This window comes from Pararhizobium arenae (assembly GCF_001931685.1).
In the GTDB taxonomy this organism is placed as follows: domain Bacteria; phylum Pseudomonadota; class Alphaproteobacteria; order Rhizobiales; family Rhizobiaceae; genus Pararhizobium; species Pararhizobium arenae.
Genome location: NZ_MOOY01000009.1, coordinates 178983 through 198077, shown reverse-complemented (window position 1 = coordinate 198077; position 19095 = coordinate 178983). Strand labels below are relative to the sequence as shown.

Here is a 19095-nt window from a genome sequence, read left to right as displayed (position 1 = left end):
GCCGGGCTGCCGTTCGACGGCGGCCTTAGAGGCGCTCGAGATAGGCTTCCGCCACATCCAGCGCACGGCCGATCGTCACGTCCATATCGAGATACTGGTAGGTTCCAAGGCGTCCGACGAAGGTGACCGACGTTTCCGCGCGCGTCCGCTCTTCGTACTGGTCGAGGAGTTTCTTGTCGTCCAGCAGGCGGATCGGATAGTAGGGCGTGTCGCCTTCGCCGCAGGCGCGGCTGTATTCACGGAAGGCAACCGTGTTCTCGAACTTATCGGCTTCCCAGGGGGCGAAGTGCTTGTGCTCTGAAATGCGGGTAAACGGCACGTCCTCGTCCGGATAGTTCATCACGGCCGTTCCCAGCATGTCGCCCGTGCCACGCACTTCTTCGAAATCCAGTGTGCGATAGCCGAGACGGCCGAGATCGTAGCGGAAATAGCGATCCAGCGGGCCAGAATAGAAGACGTGGGCGAACTCTTCCGAGAGGCTTTCGTAGCTGCAGTTCAGGCGGACCTCGATGTTCTCGTGATCGAGAATGCCCTTCACGATGGCGCTGTAGCCATCTTTCGGCATGCCCTGATAGGGATGGTTGAAATAGTTGTCGTCATAATTGAAGCGCAGCGGCAGGCGCTTCAGGATCGAGGCTGGCAATTGCGACGGCTCGACACCCCATTGCTTGCGCGTATAGCCGCGGAAGAAGGCGTGGTAGAGCTCTTCGCCAACAAAGCGCAGCGCCTGCTCCTCGAAGGATTGCGGATCCTCGATGTCCATGCGCGCACGGCTCTCGACGAAGGCGCGGGCTTCCGCCGGTCCCATCGTGGTGCCGAAGAACTGGTTGATCGTGTGCAGGTTGACCGGCAGCGAGTAGACCTTGCCCTTGACGGTTGCTTTCACGCGGTTGACATACGGCATCATCTCGCCGAAGCGGCGGATATAGTCCCAGACGCGATCGTCGGCGGTGTGGAAGATATGCGGCCCGTAACGATGGATCATCACGCCGGTGGCCGCATCGCGCTCCGTATGGCAATTTCCGGCGATATGCGCACGCTCGTCGATGACAAGAACCTTCTGGCCCTTCTCCGCCAACTCCCGCGCAATCACCGCGCCGCTAAACCCCGCCCCGACGGCACAAACTCTCAGCATGAACTTCCCTAACCCTAGATATCTGCGATTCTTGTTGGCAACAGCGTTACTACGGAGCTTGAGCGCTCGCCAGTCAGCTTAGGACATGAACAAGGGAGTGATCAAATACCGTGTCGCCGTGCAGCACAGGCTTGCCAAACTTCAGGGACTTCAGGCTGAAACTATGTGTAAGTTCTCGCTGACGGTTGCTTAGCAGCAATGTCGAATTGCGGACCTCCCAGTAGAACTCGTTTTTGCTCTGTATGCCCGCGATGGTTCCATCAGCCAGAAACCTGACTTCTTCAGTGTATGGGGGCTTGCCCAGCAGGCCAAAACTCCAGTTCTTTTTGCCGATCATGATATCGGACAACTCTCCATCATCCAGTTTGACGGGAGAAATTCCAATCTTGACATCAATCGGAATATCGAGCGCTGTCGTCAGCCACAATTTCGACAATGCCGCCGTTCGGCTGATGAGTTGATTGACTTGCGTATAGTCGATGGGCGTCACGAACCGGCGACGTCCAGCAATCGCGTTTGCATCGAACGTATGCCGCGCAAAAAGGCCTGTAAGCCGCAACAGAGAGTCGATGCGCGTCTGGCCGCGATGCATCTTCGCCGTGGTTACAATCGCAAAATCTTTTTCCATCTTGATGGACATGACCGTGCCATGGAAGGAATCAGTGACCACATAGGAGCTGTTTGCAAACAGGTCGACAAACTCCTCGACGCCAACATTGTCTTGGGCTTTTTCCGCCAGGACGCCAAGTCTTTCGATGTTTGCAGTGCGGTTGTGGGCGAAGCCGTCTACCACGACCTTGATCTCCAGACCGAGTTTCGCGGCCAGACCCATGATGCCGTTTATCTTGTCCTCGCTGGGATCGAGAATGTAGGCCAGCAGGTAGGGTTTCTCGCCAAGCTCGATCTTTGCGTCTGTCCCAAGGGCGCGTATGTCTTCTGAATCGATCGTCAGAAGCGGGTCGGCGTGCCATTCCGCCGGAACGCCATACTCCGTGCGCATCAAATCGACACCACTGTCCTCCCGCACCGAAATGGCGTTGAAGCGCTTCATCAGGTTCGCGATCCGCGGACGTTCCTCCGCGGGTGCAAAATCGACAGCATGACCGAACGATACTGCGTTGGCGATCTTCCGCTTGTTTGCGTCGATCGCCGACATGTAGAAAAACTCGTCGTACAGGCGGGCGATATGGTAGTTCCAGACTTGGTCGCTACCGACAACGAACGTATCGGCCAGTTCGTTCACCGAACGCGCGTTTGAAGACTGCAACAAGTGTGTTTCATAACCTTGTTTGGCAATGAACTGATTGTTGTGAGCTTCCGGCCTTTGCTCATCGCTCATGCTGGCCGGCTTGTTATCCGGCAGATATTGGACCATCACCACGGACTTGCCCGTGGCTTCAATCTGTTTGCGCAGTGCATAGTAGGTCAGCAGGCTGCCATAGTTCAGCCCGTACCACACGCCGAGAATGGCGACGTCGTATTTTTTCAAGGTTTCCCCCATAGCTCCGAGAGTTTGAGCCATGCCAATATCAGGAATGTTTGACGAGGACTTCATCAAGGCCGATGCGCTTTGATCGCGGGATCATAACTTCCGGATCGAAGTGACCAACGGCAATGAAGGCAATGAGAATTTCCGACTCTGGAAGGTTCAGTATCTTGCGGATTGCGTCCTCACGTTCCTTACTCATCGCGGTGTTGAGCGAGCATCCACCGAGACCAACCTGTTCAATTCCGAGCAGGAGCATCATCATGAAAAGGCCGCCGTCGATGAACGCCTGATTCCGTTCGACCGCAGCGACAAAAGCCGAGAGATCACTGGTAACCAGAAGCAGCTTTGGCGGCATTTTATAGCCTCGGAAACCGCCCTGAAGGTCGAGCACCGCGCGCATGGTATCGACATCGTCGAATTGATGAACGCGGGCGGGCTGCCTGTTACAAACGGACGGAGCCTGCATCGCGATCTCGACTGCGCGCCGAATATCTTCATTCTTGACCGGTTCCGACGTGAATTCACGAACGCTACGGCGTCCAAAGGCGAGTTCAAGAAAGTTGCGGTTCTGAATGCTGTCAAGCACCGGTTCGCGATCAGCATGCGCGGCTACCGCACCGCCGAGTGTTTTGTCGGCCTTATTGATTTCGGCCTGCACAGCAGGACTGAAAAGTTTCATAAAGTGCGACACATCTACTCCGGCTTCCTTATGGCGCTCGAAGTACGAATGCATCACCGATGCTGCTATCTGGAAGAATGAATCCTGAGTGCTATGACCCGCAGCAACCCATTTGTTCATCTCGGGCGCGAGCTGAGACATGGTTGCTTCACCGAAGCCTGGACGAAAATTGGTCGTACGGCTCAAGCCTTTCTCGAAGCCGTGGCTGTAGTACATCATAAGCGAACGCGCATTTGCGATGTTCCGCGAAACCCTATGCTGGGCATAGGCGCCGATAAAACGGTCATTGTCCGCTTGACTCAGTTCTCGGGCAACGAGGGCTGGATCCCGACCGGCTTTGCCCGCCGGGATGGCCGGCGCGTTGGGAACTACAGCGTCCGGCCTGATGGATTGCACCGTGATTGTGGCAATATCCGCTCCGGCATTTACGCCACTGAAATGAACCGCGCCGAACATGATTTGCGTGAAGCCGTCGCCGGGGACCATGAAGCTGACTGTATCCGTGCGTCGGACATCGACCTCCGGGCCGACCGGAATGGTGCCGACGACCTTAAATTTTCCTGTTTCGGGATTGCGGATATGAAGATTTACAGAACGGGAAGATGTTCTTAGCGTCCATTCGATCGTCAACTCATAAGCGGTATTTGCGCGCAAGGGAACGGGCAGGTCAGTCCAGACAAGATTTCCGCGCACGGCAGCATCAGCCGACGCTACGGCGATCCGTGTTGCACGAGCAAGCGGCTCCGTTCGCCATACTTCGTTGTTCGCTGTAAATGTCGGTCGATCAAGTTTAAAGCGCTGCTTGCTAAGCTGGTGCTTCAGAAAATCAACGACCTTCCCAACGGCGTTTGCAGGGCCACGGAACTCCACGCTGACGGTTCCACCGGTATCGACAGTTTTGGGTTTAGAGGCCACGGTCGTTTTGGGTTCCGAAGCGCCGATCGTGTCCTTGACGGGTTTTTCAAGGGAGGCCTTCAACCAGTCCTTCGATTCCTTGACATGCTTGTCGAGCGCGCTGGTGATTTTTGCATAGTCCATGGGCGCCAGGAAGCGGGCGTCCTTTTTGACGATCTCTTCCGGTTTCATCGTGAATCGGTCGCGATTGCCGATCAAACGGAACATTGAATCGAAACGCACCACCCCGCGTCGCTTGTTGCCAATCGATGCAAACGGCTTCTCGAACTTCAATGCAAAAGCTGTTCCGTGGAACGAGTCGGTAACAACGTATGAGCAGTTGGCGTAGAGCTTCAGGAAGTCGTACGTTTCAATACCTTCCTCGACGGCCCCCGCAATATCCATCTTCTTCTTATTCTCTTCGAAGAGGTGTGGCCAAGCATCCAGAATGATCCTGATTTTCAAACCCAGTTTCTTGGCAACGTGCTCTATTGCAGCCTTTTTTTCCGGAGTTGGATCAAGGATGTAGGCGAGCAGGTATGGCTCAGACACATCTAGTGTCGATCGCGCCGCGAGCTCCCGGTATTTTTCGGTCCCGGTTAGAAAGATCGGTTCAGCAACCTGTTTAGCCGGCACACCATAAGTATCGCGCGCAATATCGACACCGACGTCTTCCCGGACCGAAATCGCGTTGAAGCGCTTCATCAGCGCCGAAATTTTCGGAACTTCTTCCGCGGGTGCAAGGTCCTTCGCATGGCCAAACGAAGCGGCGTAGGAAAGCTTACGCTTATCGTCGCCAGCAAAATCAAGGTAAAACGCCTTTGCGAAATGCTGCGAGATGCCGTAATTCCAGACTTGGTCAGAACCAATTACGAATGTATCCGCAATCTTGTTCAGCTCTTTGACCGTCTTCTGGCTATACAGTTTGCTTAGATTGTAGTGTTCGCGAGCGAAGCGAATAGCATGCGTATTCTGGATTTCGGGATCGCTCGCCTTAGCTCCGATTTTCGAGACCATCAGAACCTTCTTCCCGAAAGATTCGATCGTCTTGTAGAGGCTGTAGTAAGTCAGAACTGAGCCGTAGTTTGCACCAACACCAACGCCAACAACCCCGACGTCGAATTTTTCCTGCTTCTGATCAGCCATGCTAAGTTTCCTGCTTAATTTATCGTGTTGGTCGCTACGCTACGTTTAAGGCGCTTAAGGCTATCAACTCACGAAGTCACGCAAATATTTTATGTCGCCATGATCTGTCGACTGGTTACATTCTGTTTTCATATTCGGTTTTTTGGGCACTCTTCGGGAGGTCAGCATACGCGTTACTCGCATCGTGTCCTTTGATAATTTGGCCCCACTAAGCCCGTCGCGATCGTCATTGATTGCATCAGGTGTATTCGGTTGTGGCCAAAAAATGTTTCGATCTTCAGGCCGTCATTCCAAAACGGCGCTTCCAGGCGTCCTTGGCCGTCATGGTAGACGAGGCTCCGGTGTAGCGTTTCCGCAGGTTCTCATATTCACTCTCTAGGCGCTTCGCCAGGGCGAGGAACTGTTTGCGGTTTTCGAAATAGAGCTTCTTGTCGATCTTGCATGTGTAACCCTTACCGGTCGACGGGTCGAGGGTGACGGAATAGGGGCGCAGGAAGGTGTCGTGCTCAATTGCGCGGACATCCAGCGGATAAAGAACAGCCCGTTTGTAGAAGAGTTTTTCCGGGAGGATGTGGCCGTTGAACGTCACGCTCCGCCAGAATGACATCCACGGGCCCTTGTTCCGGCGCGGGGAATGTTTCGTGAGGCGTGTAATATCGATCGATACGCCGTCCTGCACCTTTTCGCGGATGGTCATGCCGGCGATTTTCTTTCGCTTTTCGGCCATGTCTACATTCTGTTCCCAGAAAGCATCTCCCGCCAGCACGTCCTCGATTGCAAGGTTGACGGCTTGGGCAGATTCGTAGTGGTAGCTGTTGTTGAAGCGGTTGAAATAGCGCTCGGCCATCTTGCGGATGTTGCGCTTTCCGATCTCGAGATCATCAAACGTCAGGTGATGGACGATGTGATAGCGCATGTCGAGATAAAGGGTCAGCGGCGACTGCTTGGTAAAGAAGTCTTCCTGATGCGACGCAACGCCGGGCATCGTGATGATGTCGAAATCATTCGAAAGCGAAAAGTAGCTGTCGTCGCCGCGTACGAAGAACGGGAAAGGCCAGACTTTTACGGATGACACGGGAAAGCAGAAATACCACCAGCCCGCATATTTGTTCTTCGAATGGCGCGGTTGCCCGACCGACATCGCCACAACCTCATGGAAGTTGCGCAGATCTCGGCCGTTGTCGATCGGACGGCAGCTGCGGTCGAATGTGGCACCGTTCTCCCACATGCGCCATTTCTGGCTTTCCGTGATCATGGCGCCGCTGACGGCCAGGTTTTCAGACGCCGAGAACTGCAGCACAGAGATTGTCCGGCGAAGAGATTCCGGAAAGAAACTGGCATCGTCGTCCATGAACAGCACATGCGACGAAAGCTGGTTGTCGGTGACTTCCATCAAGCCGCGCGTGAAACCGCCGGCACCGCCCAGGTTCTTGTTCTTGATGACCCGGCCCTTGCTGAAGGGGATGCTGTCGGTATCGCCGCCATTGTCGATTACAAGGAGCTGGAAACGAGGGAGAAGGTCGGGGTTGGCATCGAAATAGGCCTGAATCCGTTTGCCTGTCGTCTGAACCGCGTCATTTCTCTTGAAGGTCGTAATGACGGCAGTCAGCGTAACGTCCTTGTTGGGCTTTCCTACAATATTGTAATCGATGCCGTGGATGACCGTGTCGCGCACGGCGATGATTTCAGCATATACCAACCCATCAAAGGGGAGAGTGGGCAAGCGGACGAACTCGCTTTCGCCTTCGCCAAGCTCTACTTTGCTGTTGTAGAGGTGCTCCCAGCTTCTTCCGTGTCGCGCCATGACGAACTGTAGGTAGAACTCGCCGGTGGCCCGGATTTCCACCGTTACCTCGCGATCTTTCAGATCATAGAGATGAGCCGGAAACGCGTTGAAATAGCTGTTAAAACTGATCCGCGCGCCGCGCTGAACGAAATAAGCTTTGCGCAGCGTATCATATCCCGCCTGGCCGTCACCGTGGTGGTAAAACAGCGGATATTCGCTGTTGATTCCGGGCTCAGGCGTGAGAAGCCGCTGAACGAGAGACGTTTCCACCACCTGCAACGACTGTAAATCCTTGGTTTGGATTGGCGTAATTTCGTTCATTCTTTCAAACGTCCCAATTAAAAATCGCTAGCTTTCAGCGTCCGGCAGCCGGCTAGTCCATTGTCGAAAGATGGCTAAGTAGCCAGCCGACTAATAAAAGTAAACCCTGTCTCTCCAGTCTGGAGGTCCACTTTTGGGGGACCGTTAGTGCGTCCCAGAGCCTATCTAGTGTGACTGAACTGCCGTCTGCGCAGCGTTCGAACATATGTTTCTGGCAAAAACGTGAGCACCACACAGAGAGGAAACTCAGCGGGATGCCCGCAGCTGGCGCCAGGCAAGTTTGGCCGCATAAGTCTCCGGCCAGCGGCCGTTGACGATCTTGCTTTTTACGCTGAGATACCCGAGCGCAATTTCAAATGCCAGCCGCAGTTTGCTGCGTGTCTCCGCGCCGCCCTTGAGCCTGCCGCTATAGACGATCGGCGACATCGGCTGGATGTGGTGGCTTGCAAATGTTTTTGCCCGCTCCTCGGCAAGGCTGATGCCCTGACTGTTCATCTTGCCGACAAGATGAAGGTTGCGGGGGCGACCGTGCAGCATGGGATAAAGATCGACGATGGCCACTTTCTCGAAAGGCTCGCGAGCGATGGTCTGCCACACCCAGTCGATCCCGAGCGCGGCGTGCTTTCCTTCCAGCAGCGGCAGTATTTTCACGAGGAAATCCCGCCGCATCAAAGGCATCATCAGCTCAACGAAATTCGTCCTGCGAAGCCGGAACCTGGGATTTGCGATTGTCTCCCGGTAGGCGAAGTAGCTTGACGGCAAGAGCGCCGGCTGAGCCAGTTCAAGCCCTTCGCTGGTGCATAGCTTTAAAAAGTCCAGGGCGGTCTCTGGCTGGGTTTCAATATCGTCGTCCGGAAACCAGAAGTAGTCGTAGGCATTGATCAGATCAGGGTTCTGATGAAAGAAATCGACAATGCCGACCCATTTCCCGCCGCGGAAGTGATGCACGTCCGGTTCGGGTTGATTGCCATAGGTGCTGCAGACGAATGTCGCTATGCCGTCAAGGGCTGTCATCCACGCGGGCGCTTTGGCCGCGTGCTCCAGACGACAGACAACCAGCACCTTCACCACCTGATCAACATCCAATCGCAGCCGAACATAGGGAAGGTGGAGTAGCTTCGTTGCCATTCGGCGTCAACCGCGCCGGATCGCTGTCAACACGGATGTTGCCGGTTTCGGCAGATGCGACAACTTCAAGCCAACCGATTTTTCTCCAGACGTCCATCGACAATGGAACGCAAATCTCCAGTGTGGACCTCAGTCACCGGCGCGCATTTGCCGGATCGATCGTCGCACGACTTCGGCGATCTCGCCGAGTTGCTTCGTCAGCGGCGTCGAGTTGCGCCAGATCATGCCTATGGTACGCGACGGCGGGGATGTCGGGAAATAGGAGATGGAGACCTCCGCGGAGCGGGTCTCGATCGGGACGGCCATTTCCGGAATGAGGGTTACGCCGATGCCGGCGCTGACCATCTGCACGAGTGTCGACAGCGAGCTTCCCTCCATCACCTCCCGTGGGCGAGCCGAGCCGATCTTGCAGAAGGACAAAGCCTGCTCGCGAAAACAATGGCCTTCTTCCAGGAGCAACAGCCGCATTTCGCGCAGGGCCTCGCGCTCCGGCACCGGTTTTCCCTTGTCTTCCGGGCGCCGCACCAGAACGAATTCCTCGTCGAAGAGCTTCAGTTCCGTAAGCGACGGCTCCGAGACGGGCAGGGCGACGATCGCGAAATCGAGATTTCCCTGGTTCAGCTCCTGCACCAGCCTGGATGTCTGGGTTTCGCGCACCTCGATCTGAATGCCCTCGAATGCGGCGTTCAAATCCTTTATGATCGCCGGCAAAAGATAGGGTGCCACCGTGGGTATGATGCCGATCCTGAGGCGTGCAAGAAACTGATTGCGGGATGCTCTTGCGAAGTCTGCAAGCTCCTCCACGGCATTCAGGACGCCACGAACGCGCAGGGCAAAGCTCTCGCCAAAGGCCGTAAGCCTCACCTCGCGTGCGTTGCGTTCGAAGAGGTCGTTTCCGAGTTCCTCTTCAAGTTCCTTGATCTGCATGGACAGCGCAGGTTGCGAGATGGCACAGGCATCCGCAGCGCGCTTGAAGCGACCATCGCGGGCCAAAGCTTCAAAATAGCGTAGCTGTTTGAGTGTAACATTCTTCATCAGATAATCTTATCGGGACAATCAAAAAATCCAACTTAAATTTATGAGTGGCTTTCTATAGAAGGGTTCTAAAGAGGGTGACGCGGCTTAGGACGCGCGGCAGGTCCTCGAAGACATAGACGTAACCAAGGAGAACGACGATGGACCAGAAAACTGATACTGCCGGCAAATGTCCGGTTGCTCATGGCGGCGGGCATACGCCGCGCGGCCGGTCGAATCGCGACTGGTGGCCGGAGCTTCTGGATATTCAGATCCTGCACACCCATTCCAAGCTCTCCGACCCGATGGGCGAGAACTTCGACTATGCGGAAGCCTTCAAGTCGCTCGACCTCGATGCGGTGAAGCAGGATCTGCATGCCCTGATGACCGATTCGCAGGATTGGTGGCCGGCAGACTTCGGTCACTATGGCGGTCTCTTCATCCGCATGGCCTGGCACTCGGCCGGCACCTATCGCATCACTGACGGCCGTGGCGGCGCCGGCATGGGCCAGCAGCGTTTCGCGCCGCTCAATTCCTGGCCGGACAACGTCAACCTCGATAAAGCCCGCCGCCTGCTCTGGCCGATCAAGCAGAAGTACGGCAACAAAATCTCCTGGGCTGACCTGATGATCCTCACCGGCAATGTCGCGCTGGAATCCATGGGCTTCAAGACCTTCGGTTTCGCCGGCGGCCGTGCCGACGTCTGGGAGCCGGAAGAGCTCTACTGGGGTCCAGAAGGCACCTGGCTCGGCGACGAGCGCTACAGCGGCGAACGCGAGCTGGCAGAACCGCTCGGCGCGGTGCAGATGGGCCTGATCTACGTCAACCCGGAAGGCCCGAACGGCAACCCTGACCCGCTGGCTTCCGCCCGCGACATCCGCCAGACCTTTGCCCGGATGGCGATGAACGACGAAGAAACCGTGGCGCTGATCGCCGGCGGCCATACCTTCGGCAAGACACACGGCGCGGGCGATCCGTCCTTCGTCGGCGTCGATCCGGAAGGCGGCGAACTGGAAATGCAGGGCCTTGGCTGGGCGAGCAAGTTCAACACCGGCGTCGGCAAGGATGCGATCGGTTCCGGTCTCGAAGTGACCTGGACCTCGACGCCGACCAAGTGGAGCAACAACTTCTTCTGGAACCTGTTCGGTTACGAATGGGAGCTGGAAAAGAGTCCGGGCGGCGCCCATCAATGGGTTGCCAAGGCTGCCGGCGCAACCATTCCGGATGCCTTCGATCCGACGAAGAAGCATCTGCCGCGCATGCTTACCTCGGACCTCGCGCTGCGCTTCGACCCCGCATACGAGGCGATCTCGCGCCGCTTCCTTGAAAACCCGGATCAGTTCGCCGACGCCTTTGCCCGCGCCTGGTTCAAGCTGACCCACCGCGATATGGGTCCGAAGGCCCGTTATCTCGGTCCGGAAGTGCCGGCAGAAGACCTGATCTGGCAGGATGTGATCCCGCCGGTCGATCATCCGCTGGTGAACGACGCCGAGATCGCCGAGCTGAAGGCCAAGGTTCTCGCATCTGGCCTCTCCGTTCAGGAACTGGTTTCGACCGCCTGGGCCTCAGCCTCGACGTTCCGCGGCTCCGACAAGCGCGGCGGCGCCAATGGCGCACGCATCCGCCTGGAGCCACAGAAGAATTGGGAAGTCAACGAACCGGAGCAGCTCGCCAAGGTCCTTGGCGTTCTTGAAGGTGTCCAGGCCGACTTCCAGGCATCCGGCAAGAAGATTTCGCTTGCCGACCTGATCGTGCTCGCAGGCGCTGCCGGCGTTGAAAAGGCCGCCAAGGCTGCCGGTCACGACGTCACCGTGCCGTTCACGCCGGGTCGCATGGATGCTTCCGAAGAGCAGACGGATGCCGCCTCCTTCGCCGCTCTGGAGCCGCGTATCGATGGCTTCCGCAACTACGTGAACGAAAAACGCATCCAGTTCATGAAGCCGGAGGAAGCCCTGGTTGACCGCGCCAAGCTCCTGACCCTGACAGGTCCGGAAATGACCGTTCTGCTTGGCGGTCTGCGCGTCCTGAAGACGGGTTCGCCGGAGCATGGCGTGTTCACCGACAAGCCGGAAGTGCTGAGCAACGACTTCTTCGTCAATCTGCTCGACATGGCGACCGTGTGGTCGCCGTCCGCAGACACGAAGGGCGTCTATGAAGGTCGTGACCGCACGTCGGGCGAACTCAAGTGGACCGCCACGCGCGTCGACCTGATCTTCGGTTCGCACTCGCAGCTGCGCGCCTTCGCAGAGGTCTATGCCCAGTCCGATGCCAAGGGCAAGTTCGTCAAGGACTTCGTGTCTGCCTGGAACAAGGTGATGAACGCCGACCGTTTCGATCTCGTCTGATCGATGAAACCGGTGTCCGGGCAGGGTGACTTGCCCGGACACACGATCTTCTGGAATAGGATTTTACGGCTTCCTGTGTCGGTAGACTGAGACGCTGCCCTCCATGGCTTCCAATCGATGAATGCCTTTGCGTCCTGACGTTCAAGGCTTCGGCAGACCTCCTCTGGCTCTTCGTTCGATTGCCGCAAAACGGCGCCAGCCAGCTTTCCGGTCATTATCATATTTAATAGCGCTGACGCGGTCGAGGGCTTACCGTCCGGCGTGGTGGCGTTGTTTGCCGTCGGGCGAACTGTTCGAGGCTTGCGCCAAACTGATCCTGCCAGCGAAAATCAGGCACGTTTCATGGACAAAGGCGAGCATGACGATAACATCGCTTTGATGATTCGTGATGGTTTTCGGAGGCGTTATGCGCGTCATTTCTAATATACTTCTTGTCGCAGCCTCGTTTTTCGTATCGTCTCAGGCCACTTATGCGGGTGATATAGTGGATGAGGTTCGCATCGGTGTTGGCGGGTTGCTCGAAAGTTCGAGCTCGCAGCAGAGCGGTCTTCTCGGATCGGCGGAAATCTACTTCGCCCCGTTCGATTCATCCTATACCGGCATCGGCAAGATATTTCTGGAACCGCGCGTGCAGCTTGGTGTTTCCGGCGGGACCGACGCCGTGGATCAGGCCTATGCGGGCCTGAACTGGCATGTGCCGATCACCGAACGGTTTTTCGCGGAGTTCGGTGCCGGCGGCACTGTCCACAACGGCAATCTCGATAGCGGCGATGGTCCAAGACTTGGCTGTCGTTTCCTGTTCCGTGAGCATGCCTCCCTAGGTGTTGCCGTGACCGACAAGGTCAATGTGCTCGCAACGATCGATCATTCTTCCCATGCCAATCTCTGCGACGGCCCGAATGACGGGCTGACCCATGCGGGGCTTCAGCTTGGCGTGAAGTTCTGACAGTGCCGACCGGCGGCGCTCGGCCGCTCGTTGCGATAGCCGATATCTCCGGCATTCCACCCGCCTTCGTGCGTATCCCGGTGCCAATTTCGGGTGTGCTTGAACCAAAACAAGCACCGTTCGGATGAAGGCTTCCAGTGGCGATACACAGAAATTCGCTGTCGTCGAATGGACTTCGGCGCGATCCTCCATATGTAATTGTATAGACCCGCTGCGTTGGGAGAGCGTTTCGGGGGGAGGAGAAATATGTTTGATTTTTCGCTCGGCGAGACGGCGGATGCCATTCGCGAGACGACGGCGCGTTTTGCTGCCGACAAGATTGCGCCGATCGCAGCCGACATCGACCGGACCAACAGTTTTCCACGCCAGCTCTGGCCGGAAATGGGCGCGCTCGGGCTGCACGGCATTACGGTCGAGGAAGAATTCGGCGGGCTGGGGCTCGGCTATCTCGAGCATGTGGTCGCTATGGAGGAGGTTTCGCGGGCTTCGGCTTCCGTCGGGCTTAGCTACGGGGCGCATTCCAATCTCTGCATCAACCAGATCCGCCGCTGGGCGCGGCCCGATCAGAAGAGCCGCTATTTACCTAAACTGATTTCCGGCGAGCATGTCGGCTCGCTTGCCATGTCGGAGGCGGGGGCGGGGTCCGATGTCGTTTCCATGCAGCTCAAGGCGGTGAAGAAGGGCGACCGTTATGTGCTGAACGGCACGAAATTCTGGATCACCAATGCACCGCATGCCGATGTGCTGGTCGTCTATGCCAAAACCGATATGGCGGCGGGGCCGAAGGGCATTTCCGCCTTCATCATCGAGAAGGGCACGGCGGGGTTCAGCGTTTCGCCGAAACTCGAAAAGATGGGCATGCGCGGCAGCGACACGGCGGAACTGGTCTTCACAGATTGCGAAATCCCTGCGGAAGCCTTGATGGGGCGTGAAGGAGAGGGCGTGAAAATCCTGATGTCCGGGCTCGATTACGAGCGGGCGGTGCTGGCCGCCGGACCGCTCGGGATCATGCAGGCCTGCCTCGATATCGTGCTGCCCTACGTGCGGGAGCGCAAACAGTTCGGCAAGCCGATCGGCGATTTTCAGCTGATGCAGGCCAAGGTCGCGGATATGTATGTGGCGCTGAATTCGGCGCGATCTTACGTATATTCCGTGGCGCAGGCCTGCGATGCCGGGCGCACCACACGCGCCGATGCCGCCGCCGCCATTCTGCTTGCCAGCGAGAATGCGGTGAAAGTGTCGATGGAAGCGATCCAGGCGCTGGGCGGGGCGGGCTACACCAGGGAATGGCCGGTGGAGCGGTATCTGAGGGATGCAAAGCTCTATGATATCGGCGCCGGCACAAATGAAATCCGTCGCTACCTGATCGGCCGGGAGCTTGTCGCTTCATGACGATTCTCTCCACCGCCGTTGACCGCGACAGCGACGCATTTCGTTCGAACCATGACGTCAATCTGGGGCTTGCCGAGGAGCTTCGGCGACAGGCTGGGCTCTCTCGCGAGGGTGGGCCGGCGCGGGCGCGAGAACGCCATACCGCCAAGGGCAAACTTCTGGCACGCGACCGGGTGCAGGCGCTGCTCGATGCCGGCAGCCCTTTTCTGGAGCTGGGGACGCTGGCGGCGAACGGAATGTATGACGGCGAGGCGCCGGGTGCGGGCATCGTCACCGGCATCGGCCGGGTCTCGGGCCGTGAGGTGATGATCGTCGCCAATGATGCGACGGTCAAAGGCGGCGCCTATTTTCCGATGACCGTGAAAAAGCATCTGCGGGCGCAGGAAGTGGCGCTGGAAAACCGGCTGCCCTGCGTCTACCTCGTCGATTCCGGCGGGGCGAACCTGCCGCATCAGGCGGAGGTCTTTCCCGACCGCGATCATTTTGGTGCGATCTTCTACAATCAGGCGCAGATGTCGGCTGCCGGCATCGCCCAGATCGCCTGCGTGATGGGAAGCTGCACGGCGGGCGGCGCCTATGTGCCGGCCATGTCCGACGAGACGGTGATCGTGCGCAATCAGGGCACCATCTTTCTCGCCGGCCCGCCGCTGGTGAAGGCGGCGACGGGGGAGGTGATTTCGGCCGAAGAGCTGGGCGGCGCCGATACCCATGGGCGGCGCTCCGGCGTGGTCGATCACGTCGCTGAAAACGATACCCATGCGCTGATGATCGTGCGCGATATCGTGGCGCGTTTGAACCGGGTGAAGAGCGTCGATATCGAGCTTGCCCCGCCGCGCGCGCCAAAACTCGATCCGGCGGATCTCTACGGGATCGTGCCGCAGGATGTGCGCATTCCCTACGATGTGCGCGAGATGATCGGGCGTATTGTCGATGGTTCTGAGTTTCATGAGTTCAAGCAGCTTTACGGGACGACGCTGGTCTGCGGCTTTGCCCGTATCTGGGGCATGCCGGTGGCTGTTATCGCCAACAATGGCGTGCTGTTTTCCGAAAGCGCGCTGAAGGGCGCGCATTTCATCGAGCTTGCCTGCCAGCGGCGTACACCGCTGCTGTTCCTGCAAAATATCTCCGGCTTCATGGTGGGCGGGAAATATGAGGCGGGCGGCATCGCCAAGGATGGGGCAAAGCTGGTGACGGCGGTTGCAACCGCCAGCGTGCCGAAGGTGACGGTGCTGATCGGCGGCAGTTTTGGCGCGGGCAATTACGGCATGTGCGGCCGGGCTTACCGGCCGCGGTTTTTGTTCACCTGGCCGAACAGCCGCATCAGCGTCATGGGCGGCGAGCAGGCGGCCTCGGTGCTGGCAACGATCCGGCGCGACGCGATGGAAATGCGCGGCGAGGCCTGGCCGGTGGCGGAGGAGGAGACGTTCAAGAGTATCGTCCGTGAGGGGTATGAGCGGGAGGGCAGCCCCTACTACGCGACAGCGCGGCTCTGGGACGATGGCATCATCGACCCGATGCAAACGCGCGACGTGCTGGGGCTGGCCTTCTCGGCTGCTCTCAATGCACCGATCCCGCAAGCGCCGCGCTTCGGCGTCTTCAGGATGTGAGGAAGCCATGTTCGAAAGCTTGCTGATTGCCAATCGCGGCGAAATCGCCCGCCGCATCATTCGCACCGCAAACGGTTTGGGTATCCGCACGATCGCCGTTTATTCGGAGGTCGATGCCGGCTTGCCCTACGTAAGGGAGGCGAGCGAGGCCGTCGCAATCGGGCCAGCGCCGGCGCGGGAGAGTTATCTCTCGGTGCCGCGGCTGTTGGAAGCTGCGGCGAAGACCGGGGCTGCGGCTGTTCATCCGGGCTATGGTTTCCTTTCGGAAAATGCCGAATTTGCCGAGGCGGTGCAGGCGGCCGGCATGACCTGGGTTGGGGCGCCGCCATCAGGGATCCGCGCGATGGGACTGAAGGATGCGGCCAAGGCGCTGATGCAGCGCGCCGGCGTGCCGGTGACGCCGGGTTATATGGGGGACGATCAATCCGATGAGAGGCTGGCGCGCGAAGCCGGCGAGATCGGCTACCCGGTGCTGATCAAGGCCGTGGCCGGCGGTGGCGGCAAGGGCATGCGGCGGGTGGATGAGACCGGGGATTTTCTGGCTTTGCTTGCTTCCTGCCGACGCGAGGCGGCGTCTTCCTTCGGCGATGATCGGGTGCTGATTGAAAAATATATCCGCAATCCGCGCCATATCGAGGTTCAGGTCTTTGCCGATAGCCATGGCGATACCGTGCATCTGTTCGAGCGGGATTGCTCGGTGCAGCGACGCCACCAGAAGATCATCGAGGAAGCGCCAGCACCCGGCATGGATGCGGCGACGCGGGAGGCGATCTGTGACGCAGCTGTGAAGGCTGCGCGGGCCGTCGATTACATCGGGGCAGGGACGGTCGAGTTTATCGCCGATGCCTCCGAGGGACTGCGGGCCGATCGCATCTGGTTCATGGAGATGAACACGCGGCTGCAGGTCGAGCATCCGGTGACCGAGGCGATCACCGGGGAAGACCTTGTGCTTTGGCAGTTGAAGGCGGCGGCCGGCGAGCCGCTGCCGAAGACGCAAGGGGAGATCGCGATGCGCGGCTGCGCAGTCGAGGCACGGCTTTATGCGGAAAATCCGCAGACCGGATATCTACCCTCGACCGGGGTGCTGGAGCATTTGAGATTGCCCAAAAAGGTGCGCGTCGATAGCGGCGTGGAAGAGGGCAACGAGATCACCAGCTTCTACGACCCGATGATCGCCAAGATCATCGCCCATGGCCATGATCGCGACGCGGCCCTCGACCGGCTGGCGAAGGCTTGTGGCGAGATCGAGATCTGGCCGGTGAAATCCAACGCCAATCTGCTCTTCCGGATTGCCGAGGATGAGGATTTTAGGGCACGGGCGGTCGATACCGGCTTTCTGGATCGCAAGGGCGGGAAGCTTGTGACGGAGGAGCCGGAACAGGCCGTCATCGACGCGGCAGCGGCGAGCCTTTCGCGACGGAATGAGAGCGATCCATGGGGCGCGCTGACCGGTTTTCGCATTGCCGCCGACTTTGATTTCCGGGTGAATGTGCTGGTCGGCGACAAGCCTTATGTCGGGCATGCCGGAGGAGCCGGCAGCGCCGTCGCTTTCGGCGGGGACACCGTGCTCTTTCATGAAGGGGCCGCCTGGCAGCTTGGCCTGCCAAGCGCCAGCCGCGTCGAGGCCGCCGATCACGGTGGCGATGGTGCAATCCTCTCGCCGATGCCGGGGCTGGTCACCCTGGTCGAAACGACGGAAGGCGCAAGCGTGCGCAAGGGAGACCGGCTGATGACGATCGAGGCGATGAAGATGGAGCATAGCCTGAAAGCGCCCTTCGACGGCACCGTGAAGGGTTTGCGTGCCGCCGTCGGCATGAAGGTCAGCGAAAGCCAGGTGATGGCGACCGTCGTGAAGGATGAGACGTGATGGCGGGGCGTTATTTCGATGAATGGGCTATCGGTGACCGGATCGCCCACGATATCCGCCGCACCGTGACGGAAACCGACAATCTGCTGATCACCACGCTCACCCACAACCCGCAGCCGCTGCATCTGGATGCCGAATATGCCGCTGGGACCGAGTTTGGGCGAATCGTCGTCAACGGCACTTTCACCTTTGCGCTGACGGTCGGCCTGTCCGTAGGCGATACGACGCTGGGCGTGCTGGTCGCCAATCTCGGTTACGACAAGGTGGTGATGCCAAAGCCGGTGTTTGTCGGCGATACGCTGAGGGTGGAGACGGAAGTAACCGCGCTCCGTCCCTCCGGTTCGCGGCCGGGTGCGGGCATCGTCACCTTCGAGCACACAACGTTCAACCAGCGGGACGAGGTCGTCTGCAAGATGCTGCGCACCGCGCTGTTGCAGAGGCGACCGCTATGAGACTGCGCTCGCTGCTCTTCGTGCCGGGCGATCGGCCCGAGCGATTTGAAAAAGCTGTCGCTTCGGGTGCGGATGCGATCATTCTCGACCTTGAGGATTCGGTGGTGGCCGCCTCGAAGGATAAGGCGCGGGAAGCTGTAGGTAAGTTTCTCGCTGAACATAAATCAGGCTGCGCGGTCTTCGTGCGTTTTAGTTCTCTGGAAAGCGACGATCTGGAGAAGGACCTTAGGGTTCTGGCCTCAGGTCTTCCTGATGGGCTCGTCTTGCCGAAGGCGGAAGGCGCTGCCTCGATGCGGGCGCTGTCGGTGCATGTGAGCAAGGTGGCGGGGGCAACGCTCCCGATCCTGCCCATTGCGACGGAGACGCCAGCGGCTATTTTTCAGCTTGGCACCTATACGCAGGTTGGCCCGGAAATCTGCGGGCTGACCTGGGGAGCCGAGGATTTGCCGGCGGCGATCGGCGCGCTCTCGGCGCGGGAAGCGAATGGGGATTATACCGAGCCTTACCGGATGGTGCGGTCGCTGGCGCTCTTTGCCGCCCATGCCGCCGGGGTGCCGGCCATTGAGACGGTTTACCCGGATATTCGGGATCTTTCGGGGCTGGAGGCCTATGCGCGGCGTGGGCGGCGGGATGGATTTTCCGGCATGCTGGCGATCCATCCGTCGCAGGTTGAGGTGATCAACCGGGCGTTCACGCCGGGAGAAGAAGAAATCACGCGCGCCCGGCGGATTGTGGCGCTGTTCGCTGAAAACCCGGGGGCAGGCGCCATCCAGCTCGACGGGCGCATGCTTGATCGCCCGCATCTGAAGCTGGCCATGGCGATCGTTGAAGCGGTTGACGGGTTTTGACACTCTGTTCACAGCTGCGGCATCGGCGACGAGCCGCGTTGTAAGT

The 19095-nt window shown here is 58.6% G+C and carries 13 protein-coding genes; 7 read left to right on the top strand and 6 right to left on the bottom strand.

The window, feature by feature from the left end; translation table 11 throughout:
* Positions 1-25: 25 nt before the first annotated feature.
* From glf to BLX89_RS20195, 6 genes are all read right to left on the bottom strand, one after another.
* The gene (gene glf / locus BLX89_RS20220) at positions 26-1135 is read right to left on the bottom strand and encodes a UDP-galactopyranose mutase (RefSeq protein WP_075292770.1); all 1110 of its coding nucleotides are present in this window, start codon (positions 1133-1135) and stop codon (positions 26-28) included.
* Positions 1136-1208: 73 nt separating this feature from the next.
* Positions 1209-2657 carry a polysaccharide pyruvyl transferase family protein gene (locus tag BLX89_RS20215; RefSeq protein WP_158025976.1) on the bottom strand — a complete coding sequence of 483 codons (1449 nt, stop codon included), beginning with the start codon at positions 2655-2657 and terminating at the stop codon, positions 1209-1211.
* Between the two features lie 7 nt (positions 2658-2664).
* Complete coding sequence (locus BLX89_RS20210; RefSeq protein WP_075292768.1) at positions 2665-5343, bottom strand: polysaccharide pyruvyl transferase family protein; 2679 nt, start codon at positions 5341-5343, stop codon at positions 2665-2667.
* A 277-nt stretch (positions 5344-5620) separates the two neighbouring features.
* Positions 5621-7450: a glycosyltransferase gene (locus BLX89_RS20205; RefSeq protein ID WP_075292767.1), complete on the bottom strand. Its 1830-nt coding sequence runs from the start codon at positions 7448-7450 to the stop codon at positions 5621-5623.
* A 246-nt stretch (positions 7451-7696) separates the two neighbouring features.
* A complete protein-coding gene (locus BLX89_RS20200; RefSeq protein WP_083637733.1) occupies positions 7697-8578 on the bottom strand; it encodes a DUF707 domain-containing protein in 882 nt (293 codons plus the stop codon).
* Between the two features lie 129 nt (positions 8579-8707).
* Positions 8708-9613 carry a hydrogen peroxide-inducible genes activator gene (locus tag BLX89_RS20195; protein ID WP_075292765.1) on the bottom strand — a complete coding sequence of 302 codons (906 nt, stop codon included), beginning with the start codon at positions 9611-9613 and terminating at the stop codon, positions 8708-8710.
* A gap of 140 nt (positions 9614-9753) precedes the next feature.
* Between BLX89_RS20195 and katG the strand changes: the two genes are divergently transcribed.
* The 7 genes from katG to BLX89_RS20160 all read left to right on the top strand — a co-directional run bounded on the left by katG (position 9754) and on the right by BLX89_RS20160 (position 19049).
* Complete coding sequence (gene katG / locus BLX89_RS20190; RefSeq protein ID WP_075292764.1) at positions 9754-11937, top strand: catalase/peroxidase HPI; 2184 nt, start codon at positions 9754-9756, stop codon at positions 11935-11937.
* 406 nt (positions 11938-12343) lie between these two features.
* The gene (locus tag BLX89_RS20185; protein ID WP_158025975.1) at positions 12344-12883 is read left to right on the top strand and encodes an acyloxyacyl hydrolase; all 540 of its coding nucleotides are present in this window, start codon (positions 12344-12346) and stop codon (positions 12881-12883) included.
* Between the two features lie 246 nt (positions 12884-13129).
* Positions 13130-14275: an isovaleryl-CoA dehydrogenase gene (locus BLX89_RS20180; RefSeq protein ID WP_075292762.1), complete on the top strand. Its 1146-nt coding sequence runs from the start codon at positions 13130-13132 to the stop codon at positions 14273-14275.
* Positions 14272-15882, top strand: a complete 1611-nt coding sequence (locus BLX89_RS20175; protein ID WP_075292761.1) for a carboxyl transferase domain-containing protein — start codon at positions 14272-14274, stop codon at positions 15880-15882. Before BLX89_RS20180 ends, BLX89_RS20175 begins: the two co-directional genes overlap by 4 nt.
* A 7-nt stretch (positions 15883-15889) precedes the next feature.
* On the top strand, positions 15890-17749 hold the full coding sequence (locus BLX89_RS20170; protein ID WP_075292760.1) for an acetyl/propionyl/methylcrotonyl-CoA carboxylase subunit alpha: 1860 nt from the start codon (positions 15890-15892) through the stop codon (positions 17747-17749).
* A complete protein-coding gene (locus BLX89_RS20165) occupies positions 17749-18201 on the top strand; it encodes a MaoC family dehydratase (protein ID WP_075292759.1) in 453 nt (150 codons plus the stop codon). Before BLX89_RS20170 ends, BLX89_RS20165 begins: the two co-directional genes overlap by 1 nt.
* On the top strand, positions 18198-19049 hold the full coding sequence (locus BLX89_RS20160) for an HpcH/HpaI aldolase/citrate lyase family protein (protein WP_075292758.1): 852 nt from the start codon (positions 18198-18200) through the stop codon (positions 19047-19049). The genes BLX89_RS20165 and BLX89_RS20160 overlap by 4 nt, the downstream gene beginning before the upstream one ends.
* Positions 19050-19095: the final 46 nt, after the last annotated feature.